Origin of the sequence: Niveispirillum fermenti, from assembly GCF_048066175.1 — a bacterium.
GTDB classification, from domain to species: Bacteria; Pseudomonadota; Alphaproteobacteria; order Azospirillales; family Azospirillaceae; genus Niveispirillum; species Niveispirillum fermenti.
The window spans coordinates 175,130-191,989 of sequence record NZ_JBLTXA010000007.1 but is presented as its reverse complement, the minus strand read 5'-3'; the positions used below and the strand labels follow the sequence as shown (position 1 = coordinate 191,989).

Annotated in this window: 15 protein-coding genes; 6 read left to right on the top strand and 9 right to left on the bottom strand. The window is 65.7% G+C overall.

Going from position 1 to position 16,860, the window contains the following annotated elements; genetic code table 11:
- Positions 1-89: 89 nt before the first annotated feature.
- The 4 genes from prpC to ACM9LZ_RS09790 all read left to right on the top strand — a co-directional run bounded on the left by prpC (position 90) and on the right by ACM9LZ_RS09790 (position 6,094).
- The gene (prpC, locus tag ACM9LZ_RS09805) at positions 90-1,259 is read left to right on the top strand and encodes a bifunctional 2-methylcitrate synthase/citrate synthase (protein WP_416619211.1); all 1,170 of its coding nucleotides are present in this window, start codon (positions 90-92) and stop codon (positions 1,257-1,259) included.
- A 9-nt stretch (positions 1,260-1,268) separates the two neighbouring features.
- Complete coding sequence (acnD, locus tag ACM9LZ_RS09800) at positions 1,269-3,905, top strand: Fe/S-dependent 2-methylisocitrate dehydratase AcnD (RefSeq protein ID WP_416619210.1); 2,637 nt, start codon at positions 1,269-1,271, stop codon at positions 3,903-3,905.
- Positions 3,905-5,104, top strand: a complete 1,200-nt coding sequence (prpF, locus tag ACM9LZ_RS09795) for a 2-methylaconitate cis-trans isomerase PrpF (protein ID WP_416619209.1) — start codon at positions 3,905-3,907, stop codon at positions 5,102-5,104. Before acnD ends, prpF begins: the two co-directional genes overlap by 1 nt.
- Positions 5,105-5,233: 129 nt before the next feature.
- Positions 5,234-6,094 (top strand): isocitrate lyase/PEP mutase family protein, encoded by an 861-nt coding sequence (locus ACM9LZ_RS09790; protein WP_416619208.1) that lies wholly within the window; start codon positions 5,234-5,236, stop codon positions 6,092-6,094.
- Between the two features lie 43 nt (positions 6,095-6,137).
- Here the strand turns inward: ACM9LZ_RS09790 and metE are convergent, their stop codons facing one another.
- On the bottom strand, positions 6,138-8,432 hold the full coding sequence (gene metE, locus ACM9LZ_RS09785) for a 5-methyltetrahydropteroyltriglutamate--homocysteine S-methyltransferase (RefSeq protein WP_416619207.1): 2,295 nt from the start codon (positions 8,430-8,432) through the stop codon (positions 6,138-6,140).
- Positions 8,433-8,569: 137 nt separating this feature from the next.
- Here metE and ACM9LZ_RS09780 point away from each other — a divergent pair, with 137 nt between their 5' ends.
- Complete coding sequence (locus ACM9LZ_RS09780; protein ID WP_416619206.1) at positions 8,570-9,487, top strand: LysR family transcriptional regulator; 918 nt, start codon at positions 8,570-8,572, stop codon at positions 9,485-9,487.
- A gap of 20 nt (positions 9,488-9,507) precedes the next feature.
- On the opposite strand, the gene ACM9LZ_RS09775 is transcribed toward ACM9LZ_RS09780, so the two are convergent.
- Positions 9,508-9,918: an acyl-CoA thioesterase gene (locus ACM9LZ_RS09775; RefSeq protein ID WP_416619205.1), complete on the bottom strand. Its 411-nt coding sequence runs from the start codon at positions 9,916-9,918 to the stop codon at positions 9,508-9,510.
- Positions 9,919-10,053: 135 nt separating this feature from the next.
- Here ACM9LZ_RS09775 and ACM9LZ_RS09770 point away from each other — a divergent pair, with 135 nt between their 5' ends.
- The gene (locus tag ACM9LZ_RS09770) at positions 10,054-11,475 is read left to right on the top strand and encodes a short-chain fatty acyl-CoA regulator family protein (protein WP_416619204.1); all 1,422 of its coding nucleotides are present in this window, start codon (positions 10,054-10,056) and stop codon (positions 11,473-11,475) included.
- A 36-nt stretch (positions 11,476-11,511) separates the two neighbouring features.
- On the opposite strand, the gene ACM9LZ_RS09765 is transcribed toward ACM9LZ_RS09770, so the two are convergent.
- The 7 genes from ACM9LZ_RS09765 to ACM9LZ_RS09735 form a co-directional block, all read right to left on the bottom strand.
- On the bottom strand, positions 11,512-12,615 hold the full coding sequence (locus ACM9LZ_RS09765) for an alpha-hydroxy acid oxidase (protein ID WP_416619203.1): 1,104 nt from the start codon (positions 12,613-12,615) through the stop codon (positions 11,512-11,514).
- A 52-nt stretch (positions 12,616-12,667) separates the two neighbouring features.
- Positions 12,668-12,823 carry a hypothetical protein gene (locus tag ACM9LZ_RS09760; RefSeq protein WP_416619202.1) on the bottom strand — a complete coding sequence of 52 codons (156 nt, stop codon included), beginning with the start codon at positions 12,821-12,823 and terminating at the stop codon, positions 12,668-12,670.
- A gap of 150 nt (positions 12,824-12,973) precedes the next feature.
- A complete protein-coding gene (locus ACM9LZ_RS09755) occupies positions 12,974-13,300 on the bottom strand; it encodes a hypothetical protein (protein ID WP_416619201.1) in 327 nt (108 codons plus the stop codon).
- A 26-nt stretch (positions 13,301-13,326) separates the two neighbouring features.
- Positions 13,327-14,919: a sigma-54-dependent transcriptional regulator gene (locus tag ACM9LZ_RS09750; protein WP_416619200.1), complete on the bottom strand. Its 1,593-nt coding sequence runs from the start codon at positions 14,917-14,919 to the stop codon at positions 13,327-13,329.
- 391 nt (positions 14,920-15,310) lie between these two features.
- Entirely contained in the window at positions 15,311-15,754 is a 444-nt protein-coding gene (locus tag ACM9LZ_RS09745; protein WP_416619199.1) for a hypothetical protein, read from the bottom strand.
- Positions 15,755-15,884: 130 nt separating this feature from the next.
- Entirely contained in the window at positions 15,885-16,649 is a 765-nt protein-coding gene (map, locus tag ACM9LZ_RS09740; protein WP_416619198.1) for a type I methionyl aminopeptidase, read from the bottom strand.
- Complete coding sequence (locus ACM9LZ_RS09735) at positions 16,646-16,858, bottom strand: ParD-like family protein (protein WP_416619197.1); 213 nt, start codon at positions 16,856-16,858, stop codon at positions 16,646-16,648. Before ACM9LZ_RS09735 ends, map begins: the two co-directional genes overlap by 4 nt.
- Between the last annotated feature and the right edge of the window lie 2 nt (positions 16,859-16,860).

The window sequence follows — 16,860 nt, the reverse complement described above, 5'->3', positions numbered from 1 at the left end:
GTGTCCTCTCCCGATGATGCGGGCATCGGCGAAGGTTGGGAACAGCCCTCCTGTCGCTGCCATGCATCATACGGACAGGAAACAGCCCCATGAACGCCATAGCGCCCGACGCCGCGGCATCCGTTCCCTTCAAGCCCAAGAAATCCGTGGCCCTGTCCGGCGTCACCGCCGGCAACACCGCGCTTTGCACGGTCGGCAAGTCCGGCAACGATCTGCATTACCGCGGCTATGACATCCTGGAAATCGCCGAACGCTGCGAGTTCGAGGAGGTGGCCCATCTGCTGGTCCATGGCAAGCTGCCGACCGGTGCCGAACTGCGCGCCTACAAGGCCCGGCTGCGCGCCATGCGCGGCCTGCCGACCCATGTGAAGCAGGCCCTGGAATGCCTGCCCGCATCGGCCCATCCCATGGATGTGATGCGCACCGGTGTGTCGGCGCTGGGCTGCGCCCTGCCGGAAAAGGACGATCACAACATTCCCGGTGCGCGCGACATCGCCGACCGGCTGATGGCGTCGCTGGGGTCGATGCTGCTTTACTGGTATCACTGGTCGACCAATGGCAAGCGCATCGAGGTCGATACCGACGATGACAGCATCGGGGCGCATTTCCTGCACCTGCTGCACGGGAAGAAGCCATCGCCCTTGTGGGAACGGGCGATGCATACCTCCCTGATCCTTTATGCCGAGCATGAATTCAACGCCTCCACTTTCACCGGCCGCGTCATCGCCGGCACGGGCTCGGACATGTATTCCGCCATCACGGGGGCCATCGGTGCCCTGCGGGGACCCAAGCATGGCGGCGCCAACGAGGTCGCGTTCGAGATTCAGAAGCGTTACGACAACCCCGACGAGGCGGAAGCCGACATCCGCGCCCGTGTGGAACGCAAGGAGGTCGTGATCGGCTTCGGCCATCCCGTCTACACCGTGTCGGACCCGCGAAACGAGGTGATCAAGCGCACCGCCCTGCAATTGTCGCAGGAGGCCGGATCGACGAAGATGTTCGATATCGCCGCCCGGCTGGAAGCCGTGATGTGGGAAGTGAAGCGCATGTTCCCGAACCTGGACTGGTTCAGCGCCGTCTCCTACCACATGATGGGTGTGCCGACCGCGATGTTCACGCCCCTGTTCGTCATCGCCCGCACCTCGGGCTGGGCCGCGCATATCATCGAACAGCGTATCGACAACAAGATCATCCGGCCCAGCGCCAATTATGTCGGCCCGGAAGACCGCGCCTTCGTCGCCATCGACCAGCGGCAGTGAGGCTACGCCATGAACAACGCCTACCGTAAGCGGCTGCCCGGCACGCCGCACGATTATTTCGACGCGCCCGCCGCCGTCGATGCCATCCGCCCCGGCGCCTGGGCCGGCCTGCCCTATGTATCCCGCGTGCTGGCCGAACAGTTGGTGCGCCGCTGCGACACGGCCCTGCTGCCCGATGCGCTGCGCCAGTTGGTGGAACGGCGGCGCGACCTGGATTTCCCCTGGTATCCGGCCCGTGTCGTCTGCCACGACATATTGGGCCAGACGGCCCTGGTCGATCTGGCCGGGCTGCGTGATGCCATCGCGGATCAGGGCGGTGACCCGGCCAGGGTCAACCCGGTGGTGCCGACACAGTTGATCGTCGATCATTCGCTGGCCGTCGAATATGCGGGTTTCGACCCGCAGGCGTTCGAGAAGAACCGCGCCGTGGAGGATCGCCGCAACGAGGACCGGTTCCATTTCATCGAATGGACCAGACGCGCCTTTGAGAATGTCGATGTGATTCCGGCCGGCAACGGGATCATGCACCAGATCAATCTGGAGAAGATGTCCCCCGTCATCCAGGTGCGTGACGGTGTTGCCTTCCCCGACACCTGCGTCGGCACAGACAGCCATACGCCGCATGTCGATGCGCTCGGCGTCATTGCGATTGGGGTGGGCGGGCTGGAGGCGGAAACGGTGATGCTAGGCCGGGCATCCATGATGCGGTTGCCCGACATTGTCGGGGTGCGCCTGACGGGCAGGCCGTCGCCGGGTATCACCGCCACGGATATCGTGCTGTCCCTGACGGCGTTCCTGCGCACGGAACGGGTGGTCGGCGCCTGGCTGGAATTCTTCGGGGAAGGGGCCGATATCCTGTCCATCGGCGACCGGGCCACCATTTCCAACATGTGCCCCGAATATGGCGCCACCGCCGCGATGTTCCATATCGACCGGCAGACCATCGATTACCTGCGCCTGACGGGGCGCGAGCCGGCGCAGGTGGCCTTGGTCGAAACCTATGCCAGGACGCTGGGCCTGTGGGCCGATGATCTGAAGACGGCCGCGTATGAGCGGGTGCTGTCTTTCGATCTGTCCGGTGTGGTGCGCACCATGGCCGGGCCCTCCAACCCGCACAGGCAGCTTCCGACCAGTGCCCTGGCCGAGCGGGGGATCGCCGTCGGCCTGGACCAGGCGCGTGACCAGGAAAGCGCCGGGCTGCTGCCCGACGGGGCCGTGATCATCGCCGCCATCACCAGTTGCACCAACACCTCCAACCCGCGCAACGTCGTGGCTGCCGGCCTGCTGGCGAAGAAGGCCAATGCGCTGGGGCTGGTCCGCAAGCCCTGGGTGAAAAGTTCCTTCGCGCCGGGGTCGAAGGTGGCGCGGCTGTATCTGGAAGAGGCGGGGCTGCTGGCGGAACTGGAAAAGCTGGGCTTCGGCATCGTCGCCTATGCCTGCACCACCTGCAACGGCATGTCCGGCGCCCTGGACCCCGCCATCCAGCGGGAGATTATCGAGCGCGACCTTTATGCGGCCGCTGTGCTGTCGGGCAACCGCAATTTCGACGGCCGCATCCATCCCTATGCCAAACAGGCCTTCCTGGCTTCCCCGCCGCTGGTCGTGGCCTATGCCATCGCGGGTACCGTGCGGTTCGATATCGAACGGGATGTGCTGGGTACCGATCCGCAGGGCAATCCCGTCACCCTGAAGGATTTGTGGCCCACCGACGCGGAGATCGATGAGATCGTCGCGGCCAGCGTGAAGCCGGAACAGTTCCGCCGGGTCTATGAACCGATGTTCGGTGCCGGGCGCGGCCGGGCGCGGCCGGTCAGCCCGCTATATGACTGGCGCCCGCAATCCACCTATATCCGCCGCCCGCCTTATTGGGATACCGAGGGGGTGGGGGCGCTGGCGGCCAATCCCCGCACGCTGAAGGACATGCGGCCGCTGGCCATCCTTCCCGATAATATCACGACCGACCACCTGTCGCCGTCCAACGCCATCCTGGCCAATTCGGCGGCAGGCGAGTACCTGACGCGGATGGGCGTGCCGGAGGAGGATTTCAATTCCTATGCCACCCATCGCGGTGACCATCTGACCGCCATGCGTGCCACCTTCGCCAACCCGCAACTGATCAACGAGATGGCTGTGGTCGACGGGGTGGTGCAGAAAGGATCGCTGACCCGGCTGGAACCCGACGGCAAGGTGATGCGGATGTGGGAGGCGATTGAGGCCTATCTGGACCGCCGTCGTCCCCTGATCATCATCGCCGGGGCCGATTACGGCCAGGGGTCCAGTCGCGACTGGGCCGCCAAGGGCGTGCGGCTGGCGGGGGTGGAAGCCATCGTGGCGGAAGGGTTCGAGCGCATCCATCGCACCAACCTGATCGGCATGGGTGTCCTGCCGCTGGAATTCAAACCGGGCACGACGCGCCTGACACTGGCCCTGGACGGCACGGAAACCTATGACGTGGCGGGGGATCGTCACCCCCGTGCCGATCTGACCCTGATCATCCGCCGCCGCAACGGAGAGCGGGTGCAGGTGCCTGTCACCTGCCGCCTGGACACAGAGGAGGAAGTGTCGATCTATGAGGCGGGCGGCGTGCTGCAGCGCTTCGCCCAGGATTTCCTGGCCTTGCAAAATCCGCAGAAGGAAGCGGTCTGATGGCGCCCGCACCGCAAATCCGCATTCCCGCCACCTATATGCGCGGCGGCACCAGCAAAGGTGTTTTCTTCCGTCTGGAAGACCTGCCCGAGACTTGTCGCGTGCCGGGGCTGGCGCGGGACCGGCTGTTCCAGCGGGTCATCGGCAGCCCCGACCCCTATGGCAAGCAGATCGACGGCATGGGGGGCGCCACGTCCAGCACCAGCAAATGCGTGATCCTGTCCAGGAGCAGCAAACCCGGCCATGATGTTGACTATCTCTATGGTCAGGTCGCCATCGACAGCGATTTCGTCGACTGGTCGGGCAATTGCGGCAACCTGTCCACGGCGGCCGGTGCCTTTGCCATCCAGGCCGGGCTGATCGACCCGGCCCTTGTGCCGGAAAACGGCACCTGCACGGTACGCATCTGGCAGGCCAATATCGGCAAGACCATCATCGCCCATGTCCCCGTCACCGGCGGCCAGGTGCAGGAAACCGGGGATTTCGACCTGGATGGCGTGACCTTTCCCGCGGCGGAAATCGTGCTGGAATTCCTGGACCCGGCGGAGGCGGGGGAGGGGAGCGGCGCGATGTTCCCCACCGGCAATCCGGTGGATGTGCTGGAGGTGCCGGACAGTATCGTGCCGGGAGGAAGGCTGCGGGCGACGCTGATCAATGCCGGCATTCCAACCATCTTCGTGAATGCCGCTGAAATCGGTTATCACGGCACGGAACCGCAGGGCGCCATCAATGAGGACCCCGCCGCCCTGGCCCGGCTGGAAACGCTGCGCGCCATCGGTGCGATGCGCATGGGCCTGATTGCGGATATGGACGGGGCTGCCCGGCGCCAGCACACGCCCAAGATCGCCTTCGTGGCCCCCCCCGCCGATTACACCGCCTCCAGCGGCACCCCCGTGAGGGCCGGGGAGATCGATCTGCTGGTCCGTGCCCTGTCCATGGGCAAACTTCACCATGCCATGATGGGCACGGCGTCAGTCGCCATTGCCACGGCCGCATCCATTCCCGGCACGCTGGTCAATCTGGCGGCCGGGGGCGGCACGCGCGATGCCGTGCGCTTCGGTCACCCGTCCGGAACCCTGCGCGTCGGGGCCCAGGCAGCCCTGGTCGATGGCCGGTGGCAGGTCACCAAGGCCGTGATGAGCCGCAGTGCCCGCATCCTGATGGAAGGCTGGGTCCGCGTGCCCGCCGACAGTTTTTAGTTCGTGTTCCTCAAGTGCCGGCGCCGCATCCGCGGCTTGGCTTCACGCCGCACGTGCGGCGCGGCGGCAGTCGCCGCCGGAGAGGTTTTCGGTTCCTCGAAAACCTCTCTCAAGATTTAAGGAAAGCCCATGTCTACCCGCAAACAGCTCAAAGCCCTGGTCGAAGCCCGCCGTGGCGTGATCATGCCCGGCGCGTTCAATGCGCTTTCCGCCAAGGTGGTGGAGGATCTGGGGTTCGAGGCCATCTATGTCACCGGTGCCGGCGTCACCAATATGTGGTTCGGCATGCCGGATCAGGGCTTCATGGGTCTGGCGGAGATCGCCGACCACACGGCCCGCATCCGCGATACCGTGGAGGTGCCGCTGCTGGTGGATGCCGACACGGGTTTCGGCAACGCGCTGAACGTCTATCACACGGTCCGCACGCTGGAACGCGCGGGTGCCGACTGCATCCAGCTCGAAGATCAGGTGGCGCCCAAGCGGTGTGGCCATTTCAACGGCAAGGATGTCATCTCCACCGAGGAGGCGGTGTCCAAGATCAAGGCCGCCGTCGATGCAAGGCGCGATCCCGACCTGCTGATCATGGCCCGCACTGACGCCGCCGCCGTCCATGGGTTCGAGGCCGCGGTGGAGCGCGCGCAGCGGTTCGCGGAGGCCGGGGCCGATATCCTTTTCGTGGAGGCGGTGACCACGGCCGATGAGATACGCGCCCTGCCCCGGCGGCTGGACCGGCCGCAATTGATGAACATGGTGATCGGCGGCAAGACCCCGATCTTCAATGCCACGGAACTGGCCGATCTGGGCTATGGCATCGTGCTCTATGCCAATGCGGCCCTTCAGGGCGCGGTGATGGGCATGCAGAAGGCATTGACGGTTCTGCGCGACGAGAAGGAGGTGAAGGAGACCAGCGGCCTCGTCACCCCCTTCACCGAACGCCAGCGTCTGGTCGGCAAGCCCGCATGGGACGCGCTGGACAAGCGGTATAGCTGATGACCCCGTTCCGGTGACCGTACCCGGTCACCGGGACCTGGGATCAGGGGACGCCGGCGCGCAGGGTCCGGGCGGCGGCAACCATGCTGGCCAGGGCGGGAAGGACCTCCTCCCAGGTGCGTGTCTTCAGGCCGCAATCGGGGTTCACCCATAGCCGGTCGGCGGGAATACGCTCCGCCGCCTTCCGCATCAGCTTCACGATATGCCCTTGCGTCGGGATGTTGGGCGAATGGATGTCATAGACGCCGGGGCCGATCTGGTTGGGATAGGCGAAATCATCGAACGCATCCAGCAGTTCCATGTCCGACCGGGAGGTTTCGATGGTGATCACATCGGCATCCATGTCGGCGATCGACGCGATGATGTCATTGAACTCCGAATAGCACATATGGGTGTGGATCTGGGTTTCATCCGCCACACCATTGGCTGCGATCCGGAAGCTTTCCACGGCCCAGCCCAGATAATCGGCCCATTGCGCCCGGCGCAGGGGCAGCCCTTCGCGCAGGGCCGCCTCATCGATCTGGATGATGCGGATACCGGCCCTCTCCAGGTCCAGAACCTCCTCCCGGATGGCCAGCGCCAGTTGCAGGCAGGAGGCGGACCGCGGCTGGTCATCGCGCACGAAGGACCAGTTCAGGATGGTCACCGGACCGGTCAGCATGCCCTTCATGGGCTTGTCCGTCAGGGATGCGGCGTAGGTGATCCAGTCCACCGTCATGGGTTTCGGCCGGCTGATGTCACCGAACAGGATCGGAGGCTTCACACAGCGCGAGCCATATGATTGTACCCAGCCGCCCTGGCTGAAGGCATAGCCTTCCAACTGTTCACCGAAATATTCCACCATGTCGTTGCGCTCGGCTTCGCCATGCACCAGCACATCCAGGCCCAGGGCTTCCTGCTCGCGCACGGCACGGCCGATTTCCGCCTGCATGGCAAGCAGGTAGGCAGCCTCGTCGATGCCGCCGGCCTTGAACTGGCTGCGGGCCAGCCGGATTTCCCGCGTCTGGGGGAAGGAACCGATGGTGGTGGTGGGAAAGCGGGGCAGGTCCAGGCGCGCCGCCTGCAAGGCTGCGCGCGCCGCAAACGGGCTGCGGCGATGGCCCGATCCGGCATCGATATGGGCCAGGGCCGCCTGTACGGCCGGGTTGTTGACGCGGCGGCTGTTGCGGCGGGCGTCGATGGCGGCGCGGTTGGCGGCCAGTTCGTCGGCCACGGCGGCGCGCCCCTGCGCCAGGGCCTGGGCCAGCACGTTGATTTCCGCCAGTTTCTGGATGGCGAAGGCCAGCCACGACCTGATTTCGGGGTCCAGCTTGCGCTCTCCCTCCAGATCCACCGGCACGTGCAGCAGGGAACAGGAAGGGGCGATCCACAGCCGCTCGCCCAGCCGCGCCGCAACCGGCTCCAGCCAGTCCAGCACGGCCTCCAGGTCGGTCTTCCAGATGTTGCGGCCATTGACGACGCCCAGCGAGATCACACAACCGGCCGGTGCCGTGCGGATCAGCGCATCCACCTCGTCCCTGGCATTGATGGCATCCAGGTGGATGCCATGGACGGGCAGGGCCGTGACAAGGTCCAGATTCTCCCGCAACGGGCCGAAATAAGTGGCCAGCAGCAGCTTTACCCCGCTGTCCTTCAGCGTCTCATAGGTCCGTGTGAAGGCATCGCGCCATTCCGGCGCCAGTTCGGTGACCAGGATCGGCTCATCCACCTGCACCCATTCCACGCCCCGGGCGGCGAGGGTCGCCAGCAGTTCGGCATAAGCCGGCAACAGACGGGGCAGCAGGTCCAGCCGGTCGCACCCGTCCTTGGCCTTGCCGATGGCCAGATAGGTCACGGGGCCGATGATCACCGGCTTGGCCCGCACACCTTGCGCCTGCGCCTCGGCAAGCTGTTCCAGCAGGCGGGAGGGGTCGGGCTCGAAGCGGGTATCGGTATCGAATTCCGGAACGATGTAATGATAGTTGGTGTCGAACCATTTCGTCATCTCGCCGGCCGTGACACCGCCGCAGCAGCCGCCCTCCCCGCCGGTGGCCTGCGAGCGGCCCCGCGCCACGCGGAAGTAATTGTCCAGCGGATGGCCGTGGAAATCCCGCACACGTGCCGGCAGGTTACCCAGCGTGAAGCTCATGTCCAGCACCTGGTCATAGAAGGCGAAGTCGCCGACCGGCACAAGATCCAGGGCCTGCTGCTCTCCCCAATGGCGGGCGCGCAGTTCGCTGCCCGTCCGCAGCAGGTCCTCGCGGGGACAGAGCCCCTTCCAATAGGCTTCCAGCGCAAATTTCAGTTCGCGGCGGGCACCGATGCGGGGAAAGCCGAGATTGTGGGTTGTCGTTGCCATGGTCCTTGCCTTGGGGTCGTGAACGGGGGTCGTGAACGGGCGTTGAGGAAACGACTGGGACCTTAAGAGGCATGTTCCATGAAGAAAAATGGTATGATTTCATTTATCAATGAGGCTGGCTCATACATGAGGTCGGCATGGCGATCCTGGAACGCATCCATCTGTCCATCATCCGCGAGGTGGACCGGCACGGGTCGCTGACGGCGGCGGCCGGCCGGCTGAACCTGACGCAGTCGGCCCTGAGCCATTCGATCCGCAAGCTGGAGGAACAGATCGGGGTGGCCGTGTGGCACCGGGAGGGGCGCAGCCTGCGGCCCACACAGGCCGGGGAGTGGCTGCTGGCCGTGGCCAACCGTCTGCTGCCCCAACTGACCCATGCGGAGGAACGGCTGCGCCAGTTCGCCAAGGGGGAACGGGGAAACATGCGGATCGGCATGGAATGCCATCCCTGCTACCAGTGGCTTCTGAAGATCGTTGCGCCCTATCTGGATGCCTGGCCGCGGGTGGATGTGGATGTCCGGCAAAAGGTCCAGTTCGGCGGCATCGGCGCGCTGTTCGGCTACGATATCGACCTGCTTGTGACCCCGGACCCGCTGTTCAAGCCGGGTTTGCGGTTCGAACCGGTCTTCGATTACGAGCAGGTGCTGGTGGTGGGGCCGGAACACCGGTTGCGGCATGCGGACCATGTGGAGGCGCAGCAGGTGGCCGACGAGGTGCTGATCACCTATCCGGTGCCAACCGATCGGCTGGACATCTATACCCGGTTCCTGACGCCGTCCGGTGTCCGTCCCCGCCAGCACAAGGAGATCGAAACGACCGACATCATGCTGCTGATGGTCGCGCATGGGCGCGGCGTGGCGGCGTTGCCGCGTTGGATGGTGGCCGAGTTGGGCCCCAGGTTCGGGGTTCATCCCGTGCGTCTTGGCCCGGATGGTGTCGCCAAGCAGATTTTCCTCGGCTATCGGGAGGCGGATGCCGGGATCGACTATCTGCGCGCCTTTGTCGACCTGGCATTGAGCCATCGAGACGCCGTGACCGGTATGCAAATGGCGTGACCCGGTCACGTTCTGTATGATTACATTGCCGAATGATCGTGCCGCGGCCGCTCGGCATCATCGATGGCCAGCATCTGGAAATAGCCGCTCAGCACCAGCGCGCGTGGTCCGCCCGCCGGTGGCTGCATCATGCCATCCACCAGGATGGTCATCATGGTGCCGCGCATATGGACAAGGCGGGCCATCAGTTCCAGCCGGTGGCCGATGGGCACCGGCCGATGGAAGCGGACTTCATCCGCCGCCATCATCATCACGCGACCGTTGGTGTGGCGCCCGGCGGCGACCTGGGCGGCCCAGCCCATCAGCCGAAGGGCGTCGCCACCGGACAGCAGGTCATCCCGCCCGTCCGTGCCGCCGGCCAGGACGGTTTCCATCAGCAGGGTACCGGCTTGTGCCGGCTGCTTTTCCGTCATCGTCCCGATTACCGGCATGCCATCCCTCCAATCCACTTGCCATTCACGACGGCATTCTCAATATTTGCAAATAATCGGCCGTAGAATGGCTGAATTAGTGAATGTTTGTGCAGGGTTCCCTGCAAACATGTGAACGTTGTGAATGGTAAGATCATGCGCAAGCAGTTTGTCGGGGTCCGGCTGCGCCGGTTGCGGGAGGAAAAGGGGCTCAGTCAGGCTGCGCTGGCCCGTGCCTTGGCGCTTTCGCCCAGCTACCTGAACCAGTTGGAGCAGAACCTGCGGCCATTGACAGTGCCCGTCCTGCTGAAGATCAACGCGGTCTTCGGCGTCGATGTGCAGCTTTTCTCCGAGGACGAGGAGGCCCGGCTGGTCGCCGACATGCGGGAGGCGCTGACCGAGGCTGGGGTGGCTGACGGCGTGGCGCTGGCCGAACTGAAGGAACTGGCATCCAGCATGCCTTCCGTCGGCCGGGCGCTGCTGTCCCTGCATCGTCGTTACCGGGAGGCATCGGGACGCCTGGAACAGGTGTCCGCCCGGCTGGGGGAGGAATGGCAGGCGACGCCGAAACCGCTGATGCCGTTCGAGGAGGTGCGGGATTTCTTCTATGCCCGTCATAACCATGTCGAACCGCTGGACCTGGCGGCGTCGACACTGCACCGTGGGTCCAACCTGATCATCGGCAACATGGCGCCCGGTCTGATGGCGCATCTTTCCCGGCGGCATGATGTCCGGGTCGTGGTTGCGGAGAGTGGCACGGAGGGCGGCCGGACTTCCCGCCGCTATGACCGGGCCAGCCGGACGCTTCATCTTTCCGCCGACCTCACGGCGGGACAGCGGGCCTTCCACATGGCCACGCAGGTGGCGTTCCTGGAACAGGGGGAAGAATTGGACCGGCTGACCGCCCAGGCCGACTTCTCGGGTGAGGAGGCGCGGCGGCTGGCCCGCATCGGGCTTGCAAACTATTTCGCCGGTGCCGTCATCCTTCCCTATCAGCCGTTCCTGGCCGCCGCGGAGAGCCTGCGTTACGATATCGAGCGGCTGGAACGGCAGTTCGGTGTGGGATTCGAGACCGTCTGCCACCGGCTTTCCACCCTGCAAAAGCCCGATGCCCGGGGTGTGCCCTTTTTCTTCGTCCGGGTGGACCGGGCGGGCAACATCTCCAAACGCCAATCGGCCACGGATTTTCATTTCTCGCGCGTCGGCGGCTCCTGTCCGCTGTGGAACGTGTATGAGGCGTTCGCCCAGCCGGGCCGCATCCTGACCCAGCGGGCACTGATGCCGGATGGGCGGCAATATCTGTGGGTGGCACGCACGGTCAGCCACGGCGCGGGCGGCTATGGTGAACCGGCAAAGCAGTTCGCCATCGGTCTGGGCTGCGATATCCGCCACGCGGGGCGACTGGTCTATACGAAGGGCATGGACTTGTCCGACCCGGATGCGGCCACCCCCATCGGCGCCGGATGCAAGGTCTGCGAGCGGACGGATTGCGCCCAGCGCGCCTTCCCGGCCATCGGCCGTCACCTCGCCGTGGACGAAGCGGTGGCACGGTTCGCCCCCTATCGGGCGGAAGGCTGAAGACAGCGGGCTTTAAAGACCTGCCCGCAAGGTTCTCTATGCCTTTCCGGCCAGGACGGACCGGTCGATCCCCGCAATGTCGCGGCACCCCGTCAGCGCCATGGCCAGTTCAAGCTCGGCCCGCAGGATGCGGATGACATGGGCGACACCGGGGGCGCCCGCCGCGGCCAGGGCGAAGATATAGGGCCGCCCGATCAGCACGGCCCGCGCGCCAAGCGCCAGGGCGCGCAGCACATCGGCGCCCCGGCGGATGCCGCCATCCATCAGGACCGGGACGGCGTGGCCGGCCGCGGCCGCCACGGCGGGCAGCAGGTCGATGCTGGCCGGCATGCCATCCAGCGCACGGCCGCCATGATTGGAAACGATCACCCCGTCCATCCCGGCATCCACGGCGCGTCGCGCGTCATCGGGGTCCGTGATCCCTTTCAGCAGGATGGGCAGCCGTGTCAGCCCGCGCAGCCAGGCCAGATCGGCCCAGGTCGGGGCCTGTTCCAGCAGGGGCGTGCCGAACAGAAGGGCGTCCGGCGGGCCGGGTGGCGGCGGCCGCAGGCCCCGCAGGTTCACCGGGCCGATGCCGGGTGGCAGCACAAAGCCCGCGCGCTGTTCACGGTTGCGCAGGCCGTTGACGGGCGCATCGACCGTCACCACCAGTGCGCGGTATCCCGCCGCTTCCGCCTGATGGATCAGGCCGGCCGTGAATTCGCGGTCGGGCTGGATATAGAGCTGGAACCAGAGCGGCGCCTGCGCCTGCGCGGCGATGTCCTCCAGCCGGGTGCTGGCCTGTGTGCTGACCACCACGGCGGTGTCCAGCGCGCCGGCCGCCAGTACCGTGGCCAGTTCGCCATCCGGGTTCAGCATCCGCTGGAAGGCCACGGGCGCCAGCAGGATGGGGGCGGGCAACACCGTGCCGAACAGCGTGGTTTGGGTGCCGCCGCCGCACAGGTCACGCAGCACGCGCGATCGCAGGGGGAGGCGGGCGAAGGCGGCCACATTCTCCCGCAGGGTCCATTCATCGCCGGCCCCGCCCGCGAAATAGGCCCAGGCCGCTGCTGTCATGCGTTCATGCGCCAGTGGCTCGTAGTCGGCCAGGCACGTGACATGCGGCGGGATTCTGGTCAGCGGGGGCAGGGGATCGGTCATCTTTCCGGCCGTTCACGCGGCAGAACGCGGGGCGGGTACGGCCGGTCGAATATCAGGCCGTGATATCAACGATCTGCCCGCGTCCCCCGCTGGGGGCCGCCCTGGTACCCTGGGTCTCGCCCTCCAACAGGGCGGTGACGGCCTGCTGGGCCTGATCGGAACTCTGCTTCACCTGTTCGGTCTGGAACTGGCCGCGGGCCTGCAGCATGTTTGTCGCCGAGGCGTATGCGGCTGAACTGTCAATCATCGTGGCACCGGCCATCGTTGGTTCCCGTCTGATGGGGGATTATAGCCCAGTGCGACCCGAAACCAAACCCCCTTGCGGGGGGTTCTGCCCCTGCCGCTTCGCCGGTCCCCATCACCCCAGCGTGCTCATGATCGAAAAACAAAGTGCATCGCCCTGCGCGTGAATGGTCTTCAGCGCGTCCTTGGGCAGCGGGATTTTCTTGTCGCGGCAATAGGCGACGATCAGGCGGGCAAGCTGGTAGCTTTCCACCTCCAGCTCTCCCCGTGCGCCGGGCTGGCCCGTCACGTCGCTCTGGATCCGGATGGAAGGTGGCGGCCCCTCGACGACCTGGACGCGGGTGATGCGCCGCGTGGGATCGAAGCCTTCCAGCGGCACCGTCTGGAACACCAGCTTCAGTTCGTCGTTGGAGAAGATGATATGCCGGATCTCTGTGATCATGGCGTGTCTTTCTTTTTTCGGGCCTGTCAGCCGGCGCGCTTCTTCTGTCGGCGACGATAGATGGTGCAGGGGTTGATTTCCAGCAGAGCCGCAGCCCGCGTGATGTTGCCATGACATAGCCGGATCGCCTGCTCGATCGCCTCCTCCTCCACCATCCAGAGGGGGCGGATGCGGCCTTCATCCTCTGCCCAGCCGGCCTCGCCACGGCCAGGCGGCGGCCCTGTCGGGGAGGGGGGGGCGGCGCCCAGTCCGGGGATGGGCACGCCCGGAATGCCCAGCCCCCCGAACGGGCCCGAGGGCGGGGCGGCCAGATGCGGAAAAGCCTGCCCCATCTGGCTGGCCAGCGGGCCCGCCACCGCGGCCCAGCGCGGGTCCTGCAGGATGGGCGGCACGATCATGGTCGGCTTGTTCAGAGGTGGGGGGAACATGAAGGGCTTGATCTCCTCCCCATCGTTCAGCACCACCACGTTGCGCACGACATTCAACAATTGCCGCACATTGCCGGGCCAGTTGTAGGTGCGCAGAATCTCCTCCGCATCCCGGCTGAATCCCTTGAACTCCTTACGCTCCTCCCGCCCGAACTTGGTCAGGAAATGCCGCGCGATCAACAGGATGTCGTCCCCCCGCTCCCGCAGGGGCGGCAGTTCGATGGAGATGACCTGCAGGCGGTAGAACAAATCCTCCCGGAAACGGCCCGCCTGCACCTCGGCATAGGGGTCGCGGTTGGTGGCGCAGACGATGCGCACATCCACCGGCTCCAGCTTTTCGCTGCCCACCTTCTTGACCATGCCTGTCTGCAGGAACCGCAGCAGCTTGGCCTGCAGGGAAAGGTCCATCTCCCCGATCTCGTCCAGGAACAGGGTGCCGCCATCGGCCTGCAGCGCCGCACCGGCATGGTCGGTGCTTGCCCCCGTGAAGGCGCCCCGGACATGGCCGAAGATTTCCGATTCCATCAGATCCTTCGGAATCGCCGCGCAGTTGATGGCGATGAAGGGCCGGTCGCCGCGGGGGCTGCGGCGGTGGATGGCTTCCGCACAGACCTCCTTTCCCGTGCCGCTTTCCCCGGTGATGAACACCGTGGCCTTGGAAGGGGCCGCGGCTTCGATCAGGCGGTAGGCGGCCTTCATGGGCGGGGACGCGCCGATGAAGCCATAGAACTGGTCCGGGTCCGCCGCTTCCGGCGATGCGGCAACGGGCTTTCCGGTACGGCGTGGGGCGGCCGCGGGGGCGGGAGCATGGGCGGGACCCGGCGCCGACAGCACCGTGGAAACGGCACCGCGCAGCCGTTCCGTGCCCACGGGCAGCAACAGCACGTCGGCGGCCCCGGCCCGCATCGCATCGACGGCCACCTGCACCGACCCTAGCGCCGTCAGCACGATGGTGCGCGGCAGGCGTCCGTCCTGCCCCAATGCACGCAGCAGGTCGGTTCCCGGCATGTCGGGAATTTGAAGGTTGGTCAGCAGCAGGTCGATGGCCTGGTCGGCGATGGCGCTGCGGGCGCCCCGCGCGCTGTCCACGACGGAAATCCGGTATCCGTCGCGCTTCAGCGCGTTGACATAGGCCAGCGACAGCGACGGGGCCGGTTCCAGGATCAGGATATGGGGCGGTTGGTCAGGCATGGCGCCAGTATGGGCCGCGTCATTGCCTTCTGCAACAGGCCGATGCGTATTGCAGAAGAAATTTGCATGATGCAATGGTTCGCCGGGCCGGCTCGCCGGACATGCGGGAAGGTATTTCAGCTTTTCCGCCGATTTCCGGACGGAAACCATAGATATGGGGGGTGGCCCGGCGATTGCTTCTATTTCTCGTGATCCTCCCCACCGGCCCTGTGCCGGATATCGTTGACGCCGCGGGCACTGTCCATTGCCGGACCCTGTTCCCGCCGACGTTCCGGTTCACCGCGGCCGGGCCCACTTTTCGGTTCAGGGCGAAATGCGGGAACTCCGGCATGGCTGCCGCGCCCCGGCGGCCATGCCGGCTTCTTTTCTTCCCCCGTTCCTGCGCGCCGGGTCAGCCTTCCTCGATCTCCTCGGCATAGGGGAAATGGGCGTCGCCGCGCCCGTCACTGCCGAAACGCCAGACCTTGGGCTCGTCCAGCACCAGACGGCCGCTGGCAAGCTCGTCCATGATGGCGATGGACAGGTTGGCCCGCAGCCGGTCGGCCCAGGGGGTCATGGCGGCGGACCCTTGCTGAAGATAGGCCGGCGAATAAAGTGTATGGGCAATGCCCTCCGCATGGGACAGCAGGAAGCCGACGATATGGCGCGCGCAGTCGGCCGGTTCCAGTACGGGTTCTATCCCGGTCGCCGCTGCCGCCAGCACCGGATAGGCCAGATGTCCCCGTTCATCCAGCGCCGGGTCGCGGCCCAGCGCATCGGCGACGCGCGAAAGGTAGGCGGCACGGTGGGCCGGCAGTTCACGCAGGGCAATATCCAGAATCTGTCTGTGATGCATCGGGCTGGCTGTGCTGGTTGCGGGATATGCACGCCACAAGCCTGAACGATTGCGCCGCCCACGGCAACAAGATCAATGTAATCAATCGTATGTCCCTGCAGCCGGCCGGCACGCCCGCCCCGGGTGTGCCTTACCGGGGTGCCTCGTCCGGGCGTAGGGTCAGCACAGACACGCCGGATGCCGTCACCGCCACGGTATGCTCGAACTGGGCGGACAGCGACCCGTCCCGTGTGACCACCGTCCAGCCGTCATCCTCGGTCCTCACATGCCGCCGGCCCTGGTTGATCATCGGCTCGATGGTGAAGACCATGCCTTCGCGCAGTGCCAGGCCGGTGCCTGGTTTCCCGAAATGCAGGACCTGTGGTTCTTCGTGCATCTCCCGGCCGATGCCGTGGCCGCAATATTCCCTTACCACGGAATAGCCGTTCCGTTTGGCATGCCGCTCGATGGCCCAGCCGACATCCCCCAGCCGCGCCCCGGGCCTGACCGCCCTGATCCCCATCCACAGGGCCTCGTAGCTGGTCTGGACCAGCCGGCGGGTGGCGGGCGGCACGTCACCGACAAGATATGTCTTGCTGGAATCCGCGATATACCCGTCCTTTTCCAGCGTGATGTCGAAATTGACGATGTCCCCGTCCCGCAGCACATCGGACGGCGACGGCACGCCGTGGCACACCACATCATTGATCGAGGCGTTCAGCACGAAGCCATAGCCGTACTGTCCCTTGCTGGCGGGCCGGGCCTGAAGGTCGCGGACGATGAAATGCTCGACCATATCGTTGATTTCCATGGTCGAACGACCAGCCAGCGGCGTCCGGTCCAGCAGCGCGAAGACAGAGGCGAGCAGCCGGCCCGACTGCCCCAGCAACGCCAGTTCCCAGGGCTGCTTCGTCATGCCTCGCCCACCGCCAGCAACGGCGCCGAAACGCCCGCCGCACCCAGTTCCCGCGCCATGATCTCATTGAAGCCAAGCGTGGGATTGGTCTCGCACAGCATGCCCACCTTGATCCAGAAGGCCGCCTGCGCATTGATCGACCGGCACGAAACCTTGCTGGCCCGGCGTAGCTGGTCGTGCAGTTCATCATCGATATTCACGATGCCCATGG